Genomic DNA, 16,333 nt, shown 5'->3' with positions numbered 1-16,333 from the left:
ATATTTTTTCAGGAGAAAAAACATAAAATCTTAGCTTAAAACCGACACCAAATAAAAACCGCCTCATTTTGGTAAATGAGACGGCTTCCTCCTAAAAACCTCGCTTGATGTTGCAAATATCTACAAAAAACACCATTAAAAATTTATTGTTGTATCTTGAAATCACTTAAAAGTAAATTGCCACCAGTAATCACCAGACCAATGAGAAAAACATCAAAACGCAAGTCATTAATTTTAATATCTATCGGATTGTTTACGATAGCCCTGTCACAAATCGTTTCTCACTTTTTTGAAATATCAGATTTTGTACAAGGCTCTTTAATGGGAGCCGGGATTGCCTTACTGCTTCTTGCAATATCCTCAGGTAATTTTAAAACTATCCGATAAGATTTTAGAAGATTAAAACAACCTGTTGTTTTAGTAACATATCATTTAACATAGAATTAGAACAGGAAAATAGCACTTCCCGAAAGTAGCTTTTAATTTTAGGACAAAATTCATTAAAAAATGAAGCGTTCTTTACTCCTGTTACTTTTCATCATAGTATGTTTCAGTCCTGTAACCCACAGCCAGGTACTAACGAGAGCGCAAATAGATGATACTATTGCCTCTATTCCTTCATTTTCTATTCATAAAAACAATTATTTTATTACCGGCGTTCCGGTAAATGAGGAAATTTCGAAACAAACCGCCGATGTTAAATACCAGATAAGCTTTAAACAACTACTGACTCGCAAGACCCTTCCGTGGGATTCTTATTTGTTTCTTACTTACACCCAAACCGCTTTCTGGAATGTATATGCTAAATCCAGCCCTTTTGCAGAAATAAATTTTAATCCCGGCATTGGCCTGGGTAAACCGCTCTATAATAAAGATGATAAATTAGTAGCCATGGGTTACCTGCAGTATGAGCATGAATCTAACGGGCGTGACAGTATTTACTCCAGAAGCTGGAACAGGCTGTCCCTGAGTTTTGAGGCAGCGCTTAATTCCCGCACCACTCTTCGGGTAAAAGGCTGGTTTCCCTTCAGGTATAAAAAAGACAATCCTGAAATACTGGATTACCTGGGCCTGGGTGAAGTAAATTTATCTTACCAGCTTGAGCCGAAAAAATGGATTTTTGATGTTCAGCTTCAAAAAGGATTAAAAGACTGGTATGGTTCTGTAAGGGCACAACTTTTCTATAATTTATTTAAGATGTCCAACCAGTATTTAATGCTGGAATGGTATAACGGCTATGGGGAAAGCCTCATTAGTTTTAAGGAATTCCGAAGCATGATCAGGATTGGATATGTTATAAGATCAAACAACCTCAACTTCTTCGAATTCTCCTCTAAATAGAATTAACAATTATTTAAGTTCATCTGGTTCGGTAAGTTCCGAACTCAGTATTATATTTGCCGCTTCTAAAAAGAGAAGGTTGCTAATATGAATTGTTGTTCACCTGAAAAACGCAGATTGATTGAAGAGATTGGGGTACACTTTGAAAGGGTACATCAGCTGGCACCGCTTGCTGCAAGAATTTATGCCACAATGGTTTTATCTCCTGCAGACGGGAATACTTTTGACGAGATTATGGAGATTACTGATGCCAGTAAAAGCTCTGTCTCTACCCAGCTTAACTTACTTCTTCAGCTTAAAAAAGTTGAATACTTCACAAAGTCTGGCGACCGCAAAAGATATTTTCGCGCAAACCGGCTATATCTAAAAACAACTCTGGAAGGTTACCTGGAGAATATCACTGATGAGATAGAGCTTATAGACAAAATAACCGAATTCAATTCTAAGTATAACAAGGAGAAATTTGAAAAATCCGGTGCAACGGCTCTCCTTTTCAAGGATTACCTGCTTAACCAGGAACAAAATATAAGGAACACCATTAGCAAAATGGCCGAAATACAAAAAAAGTAAATAAAGTAAAATCCAATTTTCGATAAAATGAAAAACCTCTTTAAATATATAGCTGTTACCGCCGGTTTATTAAGTATTATTTCCTGCGGCGATAATCAGGACGCACAACAGCAGGCGCAGGGGCCAATGCCATATCCCGTGACTGAAGTGCAGCAAAAAACCGTAACTGCTTACTCCACTTATCCTACTAGCATCGAGGGAATCGTAAACAGCGAAGTACGTGCTAAAGTTTCTGGCTACATTACCGATGTGCTGGTGGATGAAGGCGAAAAAGTAAAAAAAGGCCAGGTTCTTTTTAAACTGGAAACCCAATCCCTTAATCAGGAAGCTGAGGCTGCCAAAGCGAATGTAAATGCGGCGCAGGTTGAAGTTAACAAACTTAAACCTTTGGTGGAAAAAGACATTATAAGTGAAGTGCAGCTGGAAACGGCGAGAGCCAGGCTTGCACAGGCTCAAAGTCAGTATAATTCCGTAGCAGCTAATATTGGCTATGCTAATATTAAAAGCCCTGTGGATGGTTATGTGGGATCTATACGTCTTCGTGAAGGTGCCCTTGTAAGCCCTACCAGCCAACAGCCATTAACAACAGTTAGTGATATTAGCCAGGTGTACGCGTATTTTTCTATGAATGAAACGGATTACCTGAATTTTATTCAGGAACAAAACGGCCAGGATATTCAGCAGAAAATAGATTCCCTGCCAAAAGTAAAGCTTAAACTCGCCAATGGCAGTATTTACGAACAGGAAGGAAAAATTGAAACCATTAATTCCCAGATTAACAACAACACAGGGGCGATCTCCTTTCGGGCAAGGTTTGACAATCCTTCCAGGATCTTAACCAATGGGAACAGTGGTACCATCCTTATTCCAAATACTTATGAAAATGCGGTAGTGGTGCCACAGCAATCTACTTACGAGCAACAGGGGACCACTCTTGTTTATAAAGTTAATAATGACAATACAGTTTCTTCTACCAGTTTAGAAGTAAAGGCAAGTGTAGACAACCTCTATGTTATAGAATCTGGCGTACAAGAAGGAGACAGTATAGTAGCGAGCGGCGCTGGAAAACTTAGTGCGAATGCGAAAATCACACCCCAGCCAATTCCTTTTGACAGTGTGGCGAAGCCAATTAAGACTGTTTTCCAATAAATCCTGACGAAAAAGAAAAATTATGCTAAGAACATTTATAGAACGACCTGTACTCTCTACAGTTGTTTCCATTATATTAGTGATCCTGGGAGTATTGGGGATGCTTAACCTGCCCATAACCCAGTATCCTGATATCGCGCCACCTACTATTTCAGTTTCCACCTCCTATCCCGGGGCGAATGCTGAAACAGTGCTGGAAAGTGTTATTATTCCTATTGAAGAACAGATAAACGGGGTGGAAGGAATGACCTATCTAACTTCTACCGCCACCAACAATGGTACTGCCGAAATCACTGTTTTCTTTGACCAGGAAGTAGATCCCGACATTGCAGCGGTTAACGTGCAGAACCGGGTGGCCAGGGCCAATCCGCTACTTCCGCAGGAAGTTAAGCAAACAGGGGTTACCACGCAAAAACAACAGACGAGTGCCCTCATGTTCCTGTCGTTTTACAGTACCAATCCAGATTACGACGATACTTTTATTCAGAATTATCTTAAAATAAATGTAATCCCCGAAATTCAACGGGTAAACGGGGTTGGTAATGTAAATGTATTCGGCGGAAAAGATTATTCCATGCGTATCTGGCTTCAGCCAGAAAAACTGGCCGCTTACAATCTCGTGCCTTCAGATGTTATTGCTGCCTTAAATGAGCAAAGTCTGGAAGCCGCGGCAGGTTCGCTGGGTGAAAATAATGGGGAAGCTTTTTCCTATGTTATCAAGTACAGCGGGCGGTATAAAACCGAAGAACAGTATAGCAATATTGTTATTAAAGCCCTTGGCAACGGAGATTTCCTGCGACTGGAAGATGTTGCTGAAATTGAACTGGACGCCCAGTCTTACAGCGGTGGTTCCACAACAAAAGGATATCCCGCGGTGAACATGGGAATCTTCCAGACTAAAGGTTCCAATGCAAGGGAAATTATTCAAACTATTAAAGTTCGCTTGGACGAAATTGAAGATAATTTACCTGAAGGAATTGAAATCTATATTCCTTACGATACCAACAACTTCCTTAATGCTTCCATCAGTAAAGTGGTGCATACTTTAATTGAAGCATTTGTACTGGTATTTATAGTGGTTTTTATATTCCTTCAGGATTTCAGGTCTACTTTAATCCCGGCTATTGCTGTACCGGTTTCCATTATTGGTACTTTCTTCTTTCTGAATTTATTTGGATATTCCATTAACCTCCTGACCCTTTTTGCACTGGTTTTGGCCATTGGTATTGTGGTGGATGATGCAATTGTAGTGGTGGAGGCAGTACATTCAAAAATAGACGAAGGCGCCAATAATGTAAAGAATGCCACGGTAGATGCCATGCACGAAATTTCCGGGGCAATTATTTCCATTACACTTGTAATGGCCGCCGTTTTTATCCCTGTTACCTTTGTACAGGGTCCCACGGGGGTATTTTATGAACAGTTTGGGGTAACTTTAATTGTTGCGATCTTTATCTCTGCGGTAAACGCATTAACTCTAAGCCCAGCTTTATGTGCGCTGTTTCTTAAAAGCCATGATGAAAAAAGTAAACCAAAAGGAAACTTTTTACAACGTTTCTTCAATGGGTTTAACCGGGGATTTAAAGCTACAGTTAGCAGATATGGCAGATCAGTAAATTATCTATACCGGCACAAATGGATAACCGCTGCTATTCTTATCCTTGCAGTAGCCGGTATCTGGTGGTCTTCCTCTACCGTTCCATCTGGTTTTGTTCCTGATGAGGACCGGGGACTTATTTTTGTAAATGTTGAATTGCCCGCAGGTGCCTCTGTAGACAGGACTCATGAAGTTAATATGGAACTTTATAATAAGGTCAAGGATTTGCCTGGTGTAGAAGGAATGTCTGTTATTGATGGTAGAAGCTTATTGAGTGGTGCCGGAAGTAACTATGGTTTGGGCTTTATTAAACTTAATGATTGGGAGGAAAGAGACGATGAGCAATCTGTGGAAGCTATTACGCAGAAACTGTTTGGTATCGCCGCAACCATTCCGGGAGCAAACATTATTTTCTTCTCCCCCCCGAGTATTCCGGGATTTGGTAACTCTTCAGGATTTGAAGTGAATCTATTAGACCGTTCTGGTGGAAGCTTTGAAGATCTGGATGAAGCCAATCAGGAATTTATTCAGAAGTTAACGCAGCGGCCGGAAATTCAATATGCGCAGTCATCTTTTAATACCGGTTATCCGCAGTACGAGATTGAGCTGAATGTACCTTTGGCTAAGGAAAAAGGAGTTTCTGTAAGTGAAATTTTCTCGACCCTTCAGGGTTACATTGGTGGAGTGTACGCCGCAGATTTTGCCAGGTTTGGTAAACAATACCGGGTTTATGTGCAGGCATTGCCAGAAGACCGTGCCAACAGGGACGATCTTAACAAGCTGTTTGTTAGAACAGATAGCGGTGAGATGACACCCATAACGCAGTTTGTGAATCTGCAAAGGGTTTACGGCCCACAATCGGTAACCAGGTTTAACCTGTTCAATTCCACTAAAGTTACCGGAGCGGTAAATCCTGGCTTTAGTACAGGAGACGCTATTGCCGCGGTAGAAGAAACCTCTGGAACCCTGGCAGATCAATACGATATTGCATACTCCGGGCTTACCCGTGAAGAAGTAAATGCAGGAAGCCAGACCACCACTATCTTCATGTTATCGATCTTGTTTGTGTATTTTCTTCTTGCAGCGCAGTATGAAAGTTATTTACTGCCTTTTTCAGTATTGCTGTCCCTGCCCCTGGGAGTTTTTGGAGCATATATTACTACTAAATTTGCCGGACTTCAGAATAACATCTATTTCCAGATCGCGCTTATAATGCTGCTGGGGCTGCTGGCGAAAAATGCCATTTTGATTGTGGAGTTCGCTATCCAGCGGAGAAGGAACGGGGAATCTATTGTAGATGCTGCCGTTGATGGTGCCAAAGCACGTCTAAGGCCTATTTTGATGACCTCTTTCGCCTTCATCCTCGGACTGATGCCTTTAGTCCTGGCCAGCGGAGTTGGAGCCGCAGGTAACCGGAGCATTGGTACCGGGGCAGCCGGAGGGCTTCTTATTGGTACGGTAACAGGGGTTTTCGTAATTCCTATTCTTTTTATCCTCTTCCAGTGGTTGCAGGAAAAAGTGAGTTCCAAACCAGCTCCTGATGTCCAGACAAATGACAAGAATTTAGAATCGTAAAAAAAATGAAAAAGTTGAAATTATATAAATTCATACTGGTACCGGTAGTCCTGCTTTCTCTTCAGGCATGTTTTGTTGCGAAAGATTATGAACAGCCGGATATTGTAAAAGAAGAGCATTACCGCACCGACACTTTTCCGCAGGATTCGCTAAATATGGCCAATGTGTCCTGGAGGGAGATTTTTACCGATCCCTTGCTTACTCAATATATTGAGGAAGGGCTGGAAAACAATATAGATATAAGAATAGCGGTGCAACAAATACTTGCGGCAGAAGCTTATGTGAAACAGGGGAAAGCAGCCTATTTCCCTACTCTTAATGCCAATGCACAGGTGACTCACCAGGAACTTTCTTCAAATAGCCAGTTCGGAAGTTTGTTTTCCTCAATAGATCAGTATGAACTTAGCGGCGCTCTTTCCTGGGAAGCAGATATCTGGGGCAGGATTACCAGTACAAAAAGGGCATTCCAGGCAAGGTACCTGCAGACAGTGGCTGCCCATAAAGCGGTAAAAACCCGCTTAATTGCAGATATTGCCTCTAATTATTACCAGTTGCTTGCCCTTGATGAGCAAATAAGGATCACCAGGCAAACTATAGAAAACCGGGAAAATAGCCTGGAGACTACCGAAGCTCTAAAAGAAGCAGGGAATGTGACTGAAGTTGGGGTTAAACAAACGGAGGCGCAGCTTTACACTGCCCGTGCAATTCTTATAAACCTTCAAAATCAGGAACGTTTGCTGGAAAATTCCTTTTCTATTCTGCTAGGCGAAGCACCAATGCAAATTGAAAGGACAGATTTATCCCAACAGGAAATAACCACAGAGCTGCAGATTGGGGTACCCGCGCAGCTGTTACGAAACCGGCCAGATGTGATTGCCGCGGAATATAATTTTGTAAACGCATTCCAGTTAACCAACGCGGCAAGGGCAGATTTTTATCCTTCCCTTACATTGTCTGCAACTGGTGGATTCCAGACTTTAGACCTGCAGGAATTATTTGATCCTAATTCCCTTTTTGCCACCATAGTTGGAGGGCTGGCCCAGCCAATCTTCAACGCAAGAAGGATAAGGACAGAATATGAAGTTTCCCAGGCAGAACAGGAACAGGCAAGGCTCAATTTTAGAGACACCTTTCTCACCGCAACCCGTGAAGTAATGGACGCGCTTTATTCTTACGAAGCAGCCACAGAAACTATAGAGGTGAGGCAAAAGGAATATGAGGCATATCAAACCGCTACAAATTATTCTGAAGAATTGCTCAATAATGGTTTGGCAAATTACCTGGAAGTTCTTACTGCAAGGGAAAACGCATTAAATTCCAGCCTTAATTTAATAGATGCACGATTTAACCAGTTACAATCTATGGTAGACCTATATCAATCCCTTGGTGGGGGCTGGCAGTAGATTAGAAATTGTTTTGTTTTGTTAGTTGTTGGTAAACAGCTCCGGAAAACAAAATTCCGGAGCTGTTTAATTTCTCTTGATTTTTGAAGGACCCGTCACTCCCACAGGAATTCCCCCTACATTTTTTATTAACGACAAAAAAGGCTGAATGAATCAAAACTACACGTTTGACATTATTAGATTAACCAATAAATTTCCGCTTTTAAGCAGTATCATAAAACAGGTCATTTTCTGGATAATGGCCTATAGCATGCTACTCTATATCATACATCTGGTAGCCTTTTCTGTGTTTAATATTTTTGACAGGACCATTGAAGTTGGTGTTTGGCCGGTATTTGTATTTGTTATTATCGCCAGCCTGTTTTTAGGAATTAGCTTGGGATTATTAGATGGATTTTTAAAGAAGACATTTTTCAAAAACCAGCCTCTTGGGGTTAATATCCTTGTTGGTAGCCTTTCCTATTTTCTGGTCCTCATGGGCATTATCGTTATTAGCCGAAATGTTATTATTAATATTTCAGCTGATTTTCCCACTAAGGGGGACGTAGAAATCCTCCTGGAAGAAAACTGGAACTATTTCAGTTATATCCTGATGGTCTACACCTTTTTCATGACCCTGGTAATAAGTTTTGTGAATCAGATGAATCAGAAGTTCGGGCCTGGAATGCTGCTTCCATTTCTTTTCGGAAGGTATAGATATCCAAGAGAAGAAGAGCGTATTTTCATGTTTCTGGACCTTACTTCTTCCACAGAACTGGCCGAGAAACTGGGGCACGTTAGATACAGCAAACTTATCCAGGCAAGCTTTCTGGATATCAATAAGAAGGTAAAGGAATTCAATGCTGAAATTTACCAGTATGTTGGAGATGAAGTAGTGATAAGCTGGCCTTTACAGGGCTTTAAAAAAGCTGCCTGTGTGGAATTCTTCTTTTCTGTTCAGGAAATGTTTCTTGAACGAAAGGAATTTTATGAAAAAGAATTCGGTGTGGTTCCAAAATTTAAAGCCGGGCTACATGCCGGCCTCGTGACCGCTGTGGAAGTTGGAGATATCAAGAGGGATATTGCTTACCACGGGGACACCCTTAATGTTGCTGCAAGAATAGAAGGTTTATGCAATGAGTACCATGCGCCTATTCTTGCTTCCGGTTTAATAATTGAAAAAGGAAAACTTCAGGATTTCTTTTCTGTCACTTCACTGGGATTCAAATCCCTCCAGGGAAGGCAGTCACCAATTGAAATTTTCCGTATAACAAAGTAAAAAGTAAGAAGAATAACTATGAAATTTCTTTGTATCCCGAAATATGCATTTTTAGCCTTATTATTTTTTTCTATTGCCTCCAAAGCTCAGCAAACAAACAGCCCTAAAGACAGCATTCCCACTAGCTGGGAACTCCTTAAATATGACGGAGTAAGTGCATTTGGTGGGGTAAAGGCAACTTATACGCAGCCTCTAAAATGGCAAAAAGACGATTTTATCACGGCAGCGGCCGTAGTTGCAGGAACAGCGGTATTGTACATTTTTGATGAACAGGCCAACGAATGGTTTAGAGGCCAAAAAGATGATATTCCCGGGGTAATAAAGGATTTTGGTTGGTATTACGGAAGTCCGCAGAATAACTACGCCATAAACGGCGCCGTCTACCTCTATGGATTACTTACGAAAAATGAAAAAGTAAGGCGCACGGGAGTTCTAATGATCTCTGCAGCCTCTGCAGCGGGAATAATTCAATCTATCACTAAAACATCCATAGGAAGAGCCAGGCCGGGAGCTGATGAAGGTAAAGCCAGTTTTAAACCTTTCAGTAAAGAAGGGAAATACCATACTTTTCCCTCCGGCCACACTATATTATCTTTTACCACTGCTTATGCGCTTAGCAAGCAATTTGACAACATGTTTGTAAAAGCAGGAATTTGGGGAGTGGGCTTAATTGCACCTGTGTCCAGATTGTGGGCCGGTGCGCACTGGCTTACCGATGTAGGGCTAAGCCTGGCATTGAGCGTGGCGGTGGTGGATACTATAGACAATTACCTAAACAGGGATAGAAATTATGAAACCAGGAATCCGGATAAATTAAGTTTCCACTGGAATTTTAGCGTGGGGCTGGGTCGAGTAGGCTTAGTGGGCACCTTCTAGCAATAAACATTTTTATAGTATTGGATTCGATTGAAGCAAAACTGCGGGAATATTTTTTCTTTTTTGAAGTTTTCATCCCACTCGTCAGTTTTTCCAGTTTCTTTCGGACTGCTGAATAATACCTTAGACTTAAATCCTCGATGACGTGTTACCTTCCTGAAAGAAGGCCTATTCTTCCCAATTTTTATACGGATTTTTGCTAAGCAGGGAATTATAATAGCGCTTATTACCGGTAACTTCTTTTCCCAACCATTCAGGTTTTTCAAATTTTTCATCTTCTGAATTCAATTCCACTTCAGCAACAATAAGGCCTTTGTTGCTTCCGCTGAATTCATCTACTTCAAAAGTATGTTGACCAATTTTCACCTCATAACGCAGCTTTTCTATGGGCTCGGGTTCAGCTAATTTCAGCAGGTTTTCAGCATCCTGTATAGCAATTTCTTTTTCCCACTCAAACCTGCTCAATCCATTTTCTGAAGATTTTCCTTTTATAGTTATATAAGCTTTTTCTCCTTTTGTTCTAACCCTAACTGTGCGTTCCGGGTGGGAGTTAAGATATGCCTGAACAATTTTTTCTTTTTTTTCGGCCTGATTTTTAAAAGCTTCTGAAACGACTAAAAATTTTCGCTCTATTTCCATTTTTCTATTCTTCAGCCAGTTTGGCAATTTTTTCTATTTCATCAGATTCAATCCTGGTGGTATGGTACCCGTCATTTGCCACAAAAATCATTGCATCCGCAATTTTTTCAGCAGTGACAGATTTATACTTTTTTAAAGGCCCCTTCAGCAGGGGATTCATCACCTTCATCACCGCTTTGGCAATGTTCTCTCCTGTACGGTTTTCGTTTCTATTCCCAACAATAAGAGAAGGCTTAAAAATGTAAGTTTTCCTGATATTGCATTGCAGCACATCCCGCTCCATTTTTCCTTTTACTTTGTTATAAAAAATCTTGCTCTTTGGATCTGATCCCATTGCCGAGACCACCAAAAAACAGGGAATTTTATTAGCTTCACACAACTTTGCCGCTGTTACGGGGATACCATAATCTATGGCTTTATATTTTTCCTTATCTGGCGTTTTGCTTTTGGTGGTTCCGATACAGCAAAAAACCTCATCGGCTTTAAAATCTTCAGCATATTTCTCCAGCTCCAGCAGGTCGACCAAATGCTCTTCAATTTTTACATCCAGTACATGCGAAGGGCTTCTGGAAAAAAGGATGATCTTTGAATAATCCTCGTTTTTAAGCAATTTATGGAGCAGGATTCCACCAGTAAGGCCTGTAGCTCCTAAAACGATTGCAGTTTTATGTTTCATTACAGAAGAATTTCACCTCTCATGGATTAAAGATATTATAAATTTGTAAGGTGGAGAGCCATCGCAAAATAATTCATATAGACATGGATGCTTTTTACGCGTCTGTGGAGCAGCTGGACAACCCGGAGCTAAGGGGAAAAGCCATTGCCGTGGGCGGCAGTTCACAACGGGGCGTGGTAAGTGCTGCCAGTTATGAAGCCCGAAAATTTGGAGTACGCAGCGCCATGAGCAGTATAATTGCCAAAAAAAACTGTCCGCACCTCATTTTTGTAAAGGCTCGTTTTGAGCGTTATCGGGAAATATCCCAGCGCATCAGGAGTATTTTCCTGGAATATACAGACCTGGTGGAGCCGCTTTCCTTAGATGAAGCTTACCTGGATGTGACCCAAAATAAAAAAGGAAATCCAAGCGCAACCCTTATTGCAAGGGAAATTCGACAAAAAATTAAAGATAAAACCGGCCTGAATGCTTCCGCAGGAATTTCCATAAATAAATTCATTGCTAAAATTGCCAGTGATTATAATAAACCCAACGGCCAGAAAACCGTGAACCCAGAAGAGGTGGAAGAATTCCTGGAAAAGCTCGATATCAGGAAATTTCATGGCGTGGGCAAGGTGACTGCTGAAAAAATGTACAGGCTGGGCATCTTCACAGGTAAAGATTTAAAAACGAAATCGGCCGAATACCTTACAGAACATTTTGGAAAAAGTGGAAATCATTATTATAACGTAGTGCGGGGAATCCATTTAAGCGAGGTAAAACCAAACAGAATAAGAAAATCTCTGGGAGCTGAAAGGACCTTTAATGAAAATATTTCTTCGGAAATTTTTATGCTGGAGCGGCTGGAGAATATTGCTGAAGAAATAGAACGCAGGCTTCAGAAAAGCAAAGTAGCTGGAAAAACAGTCACTCTGAAGATCAAGTACAGTGACTTTACCCTGCAAACCAGGAGCAAAACCATTTCTTACTACATATCAAGCAAAGAATTGATCCTGGAACAGGCCAAAGAACTGTTGTACCAGGAGAAAATGAAGGATTCGGTTAGGCTGCTGGGAATTTCCCTTTCTAACCTGAATACCGATAAAGCTGAAGTAAAAGAAGAAAAAAAGAAGATTGAAGTACAGCTGAAGTTTGAGTTTTAGACAAAAAGAAGCCACGAATGCCCGGCTAATATTTGTGCATTTGTGGCTTCTTATTTTATCAAGAATTATTCAATCTCAGAAACCCTGAGGGTATTCACCATTCCTTTATCTGAAATTGGCATTGCTGCCAGGTTAATGGTAAAATCTCCAGGTTGTACAAAACCACTTTCTTTTGCCATTACATTTATATCTTCAATAGTTTCATCTGTACTGCTGAATTTGTCGTAATGAAAAGCCTTTACTCCCCATAAAAGACTCAACTGGGAAAGAATCCTGTCATTTGATGTAAAAACCAAAATATGGGATTCCGGCCTCCATGCAGAAATCTGGAAAGCGGTATAACCACTATTGGTAAGGGTACAGATTGCTTTGGCCTTTATTTCGTTTGCCATATGAGCGGCATGATAACAAACAGATTTGGTAATATATCGTTTAGTACGTACATGCGGTGGGTCGTGCGGCACCTTGATTAATGGTGAATTTTCAACGCTTTCAAGAATCTGGCACATTTTCTCTATTACCTGAACCGGATATTGCCCTACAGATGTTTCTCCACTGAGCATCACGGCATCTGCGCCATCCATAACAGAGTTCGCTACGTCATTAACCTCTGCCCTTGTTGGCGTAAGGCTGGAAATCATTGTTTCCATCATTTGAGTGGCGATTATTACCGGGATACGGGCTTTTTTCGCAACCAAAACCAGTTTCTTCTGAATTAGCGGCACTTCCTGCGCAGGAATTTCCACCCCAAGGTCACCACGGGCAACCATTAATCCGTCACAATAAGCAACGATTTTTTCGATATTCTGGACCCCTTCAGGTTTTTCAATTTTAGCTACAATAGGAATTTTATGTTCGCTATGTTCCTTAATTAAATTCTGAAGTTCAATAAGGTCTTCCGCATGGCGCACAAAAGAAAGTGCCATCCAGTCTACTTCCATTTCGCAGGCGAAAATCGCATCTTTCACATCCTTTTCAGTTAAAGCCGGAAGAGAGATTTTAGTGTTTGGAAGGTTTACGCCTTTTTTAGATTTTAAAGGCCCGCCCTGGATTACTTTTGTTTTAACTTCATTTTCCCTGTTGGTACTCACCACTTCAAAAATCAGTTTCCCGTCATCCAGAAGAATACGCTCCCCGGGATTTACATCCTGTGGAAAGGTATCGTAGTTCATATATACCCTTTCAGCAGTTCCCTCGAATTCTTCTCCTGTGGCGAAGACAATTTCATCTCCTTTTGCCACGACCACCTGATCTTTCATGGTGCCAACCCTTAACTTAGGCCCCTGAAGGTCACCAAGAATGGCGGCATTAAAGTTATGTTCTTTATTTAAGCTGCGGATCATTTCTATCCGCTCCCTCACATCATTATAGTCAGCATGCGAAAAATTAACCCTGAAGACGTTAACCCCGGCCTGGAGCATGTCGTATAAAACTTCTTTAGTACTTGTAGCAGGACCAAGGGTCGCTACAATTTTCGTCTTTTTATTTGTTGGCATTATTCAAAAATTAAATTTTCCTTAGATTTTAGATTCTCCACGTCTATGTTATACGCGGCCAATACCTGCGGAATATTATTAATAATATTCACAAGTTTTGTAAAGTTTTGATCCTGTACATGTTCGCCAATTTTCAGGAAATAATCCACCTTCTTGAATTCTGGAATGAGCTGCATCTCCAGTGGCCTCACTTCCTCTTCATAAAAAAGTGAACCTGAACTGAGCACCTTTTTTGCCTGGCCCTTATACTTATTGCAGACGAGGTGGTATGTACAATGTGTCTTGGGATCCTTTGAAGTATACAAAGCATACATGGCCTGGACAGCTTTATAATTAAAGTCTACGTCGCGCCTTGATCTTTTTAGCTGCAGATGTAAATGTCTGTTTAACAAATAAGCCATCCTAAATTCCTCAACGGAACAGTAAATGGCCACCAATTTAAAGCTGTCTTCTTCTACTTCATCCAACAACATTTTATGCGCCTGCATAACCTTAAATACTTTAGGGTTAAAGATAAAATAAGAATGCTAAAAAGAAGCGAGAACAACTTATAATTTTGCTATTTTTCTACGAAAACGTTATAGTTTCCATTAAATTCGCAATATTATTTAATTTTATTTTGAAGTGCGTAATATGCCCGCTTGGAAGCTTTCTCTTCAGCCTTCTTTTTTGAAGTTGCCCTTGCCTTCGCGACCACCCGGTCTTCAATACGAAGTTTTACTGCAAAATGTTTAAGTTCATCATTACCGGTGTCCTCATAAACCTCATAATCAAATTCCTTTTTTTGCTTCTGGCACCATTCAATTAAAAGGCTTTTGTAACTAATTACCTTGCCTTCCAGTTGTTCTATATCTACATAAGGCTCTATAACCCTTTCAAAAATAAACCTGCGGCAATACTTATAGCCACGGTCAAGATAAATGGCCCCAACCAAAGATTCGAATAAATTTCCATGAATATTGACTCCAAACTGGTCCTTTGGAATATTGGTCTGCACGAAGGAAATGAGTTTAAGGTCTTTTCCCAACTCGTTCAAATGTTTACGGCTTACTACCTTAGACCGCATTTTGGTGAGATAACCTTCGTTTCCCCCAGGCACAGCCCTAAAAAGATGAGAGGCGATAACCGCGCTTAACATGGCATCTCCAAGAAACTCCATGCGCTCATAGTTAACCGCATTTCCTTCTTCATCTTTAATATTCAGGGAACGGTGGGTAAATGCTTTTTTGTAATGGGAAATATTCTTTGGGCGGAAACCAAGAATCTTGTGCATATCAGCAAAAAAATTCCCGCCTTTGGAAGAGCGGGAATTTAATATGTTGTGAATAACACTCATTTTAAAAGCTTATTCCTGGAATTTTTTAAATAAAACGCAGGCGTTGTGCCCGCCAAAACCAAATGTGTTGCTCATCACAACGTTTACCTCACGTTCCTGAGCTTTGTTTAGGGTTAGATTCAATTCAGGATCAATATTCTCATCCGGATTTTCATGGTTTATTGTAGGAGGCACAATACTATGCTTCATAGAAAGAATAGCCGAAATGGCTTCTATGGCACCGGCAGCTCCCAACAAATGCCCGGTCATTGATTTGGTTGAATTGATATTGATATTTTTTGCGTGCTCACCAAAAACTTTACTTATAGCCTTCAATTCCGCCACATCTCCCAGTGGAGTTGAGGTCCCGTGAGTATTTATCGCATCAACATCTTCGGGGTTCATCCCCGCATTCCTTAAACAGTTCTCCATCACGGCAACAACCCCGTCTCCCTCAGGATGCGGCGCCGTCATGTGGTAAGCGTCTGAAGACAAGCCTCCGCCTAAAACTTCAGCATAGATTTTTGCACCTCTCGCTTTTGCGTGTTCATACTCTTCAAGTATGAGCGCGCCGGCACCTTCACCTAGAACAAAACCATCCCTTTGGGCATCAAAAGGCCTTGATGCGGTTTCGGGGCTTTCATTTCTGGTGGAGAGCGCATGCATGGCATTAAAACCTCCCATACCCGCAATGGTTACTGCGGCCTCAGAGCCTCCGGATACAATAATATCGCTGTATCCAAGCCTGATGTTGTTAAGCGCGTCTATCATTGCATTTGCAGAAGACGCACAGGCAGAAACCGTGGTATAGTTAGCTCCCATAAACCCGTGACGAATAGAGATATTGCCAGGGGCAATATCTGCAATCATCTTAGGAATAAAAAATGGATTAAATCTAGGACTACCATCCCCTTCAGCAAAATTGATAACCTCATCCTGAAAGGTTTCCAGGCCACCAATTCCGGCTCCCCAAATTACACCCACGCGATACTTATCTACAACGTTAAGATCCAGTCCTGAATCTTTTATGGCTTCATCTGAAGCTACTATCGCATATTGGGCAAATCTGTCGAGTCTTCTTACTTCCTTACGATCGAAGTAATCTAAAGGATTGAAATTTTTGAGTTCACAAGCGAATTTGGTTTTGAATTTATCGGTATCGAAGTAAGTGATAGGCGCACTACCACTTTTTCCGTTCACCAATCCATTCCAATATTCTTCAATATTGTTACCAACGGGGGTTAGTGCTCCCAATCCCGTTACTACAACTCGCTTTAACTCCATATGGTTTTTTGC

At 41.0% G+C, this 16,333-nt stretch carries 14 protein-coding genes; 8 read left to right on the top strand and 6 right to left on the bottom strand.

Annotated features, from left to right (window positions below; genetic code table 11):
- Positions 1–507: 507 nt before the first annotated feature.
- From RM553_RS12375 to RM553_RS12345, 7 genes are all read left to right on the top strand, one after another.
- Positions 508–1,341 carry a phospholipase A gene (locus RM553_RS12375; RefSeq protein WP_311535249.1) on the top strand — a complete coding sequence of 278 codons (834 nt, stop codon included), beginning with the start codon at positions 508–510 and terminating at the stop codon, positions 1,339–1,341.
- Positions 1,342–1,458: 117 nt separating this feature from the next.
- The gene (locus RM553_RS12370; RefSeq protein ID WP_311535248.1) at positions 1,459–1,911 is read left to right on the top strand and encodes a GbsR/MarR family transcriptional regulator; all 453 of its coding nucleotides are present in this window, start codon (positions 1,459–1,461) and stop codon (positions 1,909–1,911) included.
- 27 nt (positions 1,912–1,938) lie between these two features.
- Positions 1,939–3,060 (top strand): efflux RND transporter periplasmic adaptor subunit, encoded by a 1,122-nt coding sequence (locus RM553_RS12365; protein ID WP_311535247.1) that lies wholly within the window; start codon positions 1,939–1,941, stop codon positions 3,058–3,060.
- Between the two features lie 22 nt (positions 3,061–3,082).
- The gene (locus RM553_RS12360; protein WP_311535246.1) at positions 3,083–6,232 is read left to right on the top strand and encodes an efflux RND transporter permease subunit; all 3,150 of its coding nucleotides are present in this window, start codon (positions 3,083–3,085) and stop codon (positions 6,230–6,232) included.
- Positions 6,233–6,237: 5 nt separating this feature from the next.
- Positions 6,238–7,635: a TolC family protein gene (locus RM553_RS12355; RefSeq protein ID WP_311535245.1), complete on the top strand. Its 1,398-nt coding sequence runs from the start codon at positions 6,238–6,240 to the stop codon at positions 7,633–7,635.
- A 148-nt stretch (positions 7,636–7,783) separates the two neighbouring features.
- Entirely contained in the window at positions 7,784–8,893 is a 1,110-nt protein-coding gene (locus RM553_RS12350; protein WP_311535244.1) for an adenylate/guanylate cyclase domain-containing protein, read from the top strand.
- Between the two features lie 18 nt (positions 8,894–8,911).
- A complete protein-coding gene (locus RM553_RS12345; protein ID WP_311535243.1) occupies positions 8,912–9,769 on the top strand; it encodes a phosphatase PAP2 family protein in 858 nt (285 codons plus the stop codon).
- A gap of 168 nt (positions 9,770–9,937) precedes the next feature.
- Here the strand turns inward: RM553_RS12345 and RM553_RS12340 are convergent, their stop codons facing one another.
- Positions 9,938–10,408, bottom strand: a complete 471-nt coding sequence (locus tag RM553_RS12340) for a CYTH domain-containing protein (protein WP_311535242.1) — start codon at positions 10,406–10,408, stop codon at positions 9,938–9,940.
- Positions 10,409–10,412: 4 nt separating this feature from the next.
- The gene (locus RM553_RS12335; protein WP_311535241.1) at positions 10,413–11,084 is read right to left on the bottom strand and encodes an NAD(P)H-binding protein; all 672 of its coding nucleotides are present in this window, start codon (positions 11,082–11,084) and stop codon (positions 10,413–10,415) included.
- Between the two features lie 50 nt (positions 11,085–11,134).
- Between RM553_RS12335 and dinB the strand changes: the two genes are divergently transcribed.
- Positions 11,135–12,226, top strand: a complete 1,092-nt coding sequence (gene dinB, locus RM553_RS12330; RefSeq protein WP_311535240.1) for a DNA polymerase IV — start codon at positions 11,135–11,137, stop codon at positions 12,224–12,226.
- 65 nt (positions 12,227–12,291) lie between these two features.
- Here dinB and pyk read toward each other — a convergent pair whose 3' ends face one another.
- The 4 genes from pyk to fabF all read right to left on the bottom strand — a co-directional run bounded on the left by pyk (position 12,292) and on the right by fabF (position 16,321).
- Positions 12,292–13,722, bottom strand: coding sequence for a pyruvate kinase (pyk, locus tag RM553_RS12325; protein WP_311535239.1), 1,431 nt, complete (start codon positions 13,720–13,722; stop codon positions 12,292–12,294).
- Entirely contained in the window at positions 13,722–14,210 is a 489-nt protein-coding gene (locus RM553_RS12320) for an IPExxxVDY family protein (RefSeq protein ID WP_311535237.1), read from the bottom strand. Before RM553_RS12320 ends, pyk begins: the two co-directional genes overlap by 1 nt.
- A 116-nt stretch (positions 14,211–14,326) precedes the next feature.
- Positions 14,327–15,058: a ribonuclease III gene (rnc, locus tag RM553_RS12315; RefSeq protein ID WP_311535236.1), complete on the bottom strand. Its 732-nt coding sequence runs from the start codon at positions 15,056–15,058 to the stop codon at positions 14,327–14,329.
- Between the two features lie 9 nt (positions 15,059–15,067).
- Positions 15,068–16,321 carry a beta-ketoacyl-ACP synthase II gene (gene fabF, locus RM553_RS12310; RefSeq protein ID WP_311535235.1) on the bottom strand — a complete coding sequence of 418 codons (1,254 nt, stop codon included), beginning with the start codon at positions 16,319–16,321 and terminating at the stop codon, positions 15,068–15,070.
- Positions 16,322–16,333: the final 12 nt, after the last annotated feature.

Source organism: Autumnicola tepida (assembly GCF_031846485.1).
Taxonomy (GTDB): Bacteria; Bacteroidota; Bacteroidia; order Flavobacteriales; family Flavobacteriaceae; genus Autumnicola; species Autumnicola tepida.
Note: the sequence above shows the minus strand (reverse complement) of the source record. Positions and strands in the feature narration are given on the sequence as shown.

Bases quoted from the DNA above. Each gene is read 5' to 3' on its own strand.
- pyk (WP_311535239.1), bottom strand. From the start codon at position 13,722: ATGCCAACAAATAAAAAGACGAAAATTGTAGCGACCCTTGGTCCTGCT.
- RM553_RS12350 (WP_311535244.1), top strand. From the start codon at position 7,784: ATGAATCAAAACTACACGTTTGACATTATTAGATTAACCAATAAATTT.
- RM553_RS12360 (WP_311535246.1), top strand. From the start codon at position 3,083: ATGCTAAGAACATTTATAGAACGACCTGTACTCTCTACAGTTGTTTCC.
- RM553_RS12345 (WP_311535243.1), top strand. From the start codon at position 8,912: ATGAAATTTCTTTGTATCCCGAAATATGCATTTTTAGCCTTATTATTT.
- fabF (WP_311535235.1), bottom strand. From the start codon at position 16,321: ATGGAGTTAAAGCGAGTTGTAGTAACGGGATTGGGAGCACTAACCCCC.
- RM553_RS12355 (WP_311535245.1), top strand. From the start codon at position 6,238: ATGAAAAAGTTGAAATTATATAAATTCATACTGGTACCGGTAGTCCTG.
- rnc (WP_311535236.1), bottom strand. From the start codon at position 15,058: ATGAGTGTTATTCACAACATATTAAATTCCCGCTCTTCCAAAGGCGGG.
- RM553_RS12320 (WP_311535237.1), bottom strand. From the start codon at position 14,210: ATGCAGGCGCATAAAATGTTGTTGGATGAAGTAGAAGAAGACAGCTTT.
- RM553_RS12335 (WP_311535241.1), bottom strand. From the start codon at position 11,084: ATGAAACATAAAACTGCAATCGTTTTAGGAGCTACAGGCCTTACTGGT.
- RM553_RS12340 (WP_311535242.1), bottom strand. From the start codon at position 10,408: ATGGAAATAGAGCGAAAATTTTTAGTCGTTTCAGAAGCTTTTAAAAAT.
- RM553_RS12375 (WP_311535249.1), top strand. From the start codon at position 508: ATGAAGCGTTCTTTACTCCTGTTACTTTTCATCATAGTATGTTTCAGT.
- RM553_RS12365 (WP_311535247.1), top strand. From the start codon at position 1,939: ATGAAAAACCTCTTTAAATATATAGCTGTTACCGCCGGTTTATTAAGT.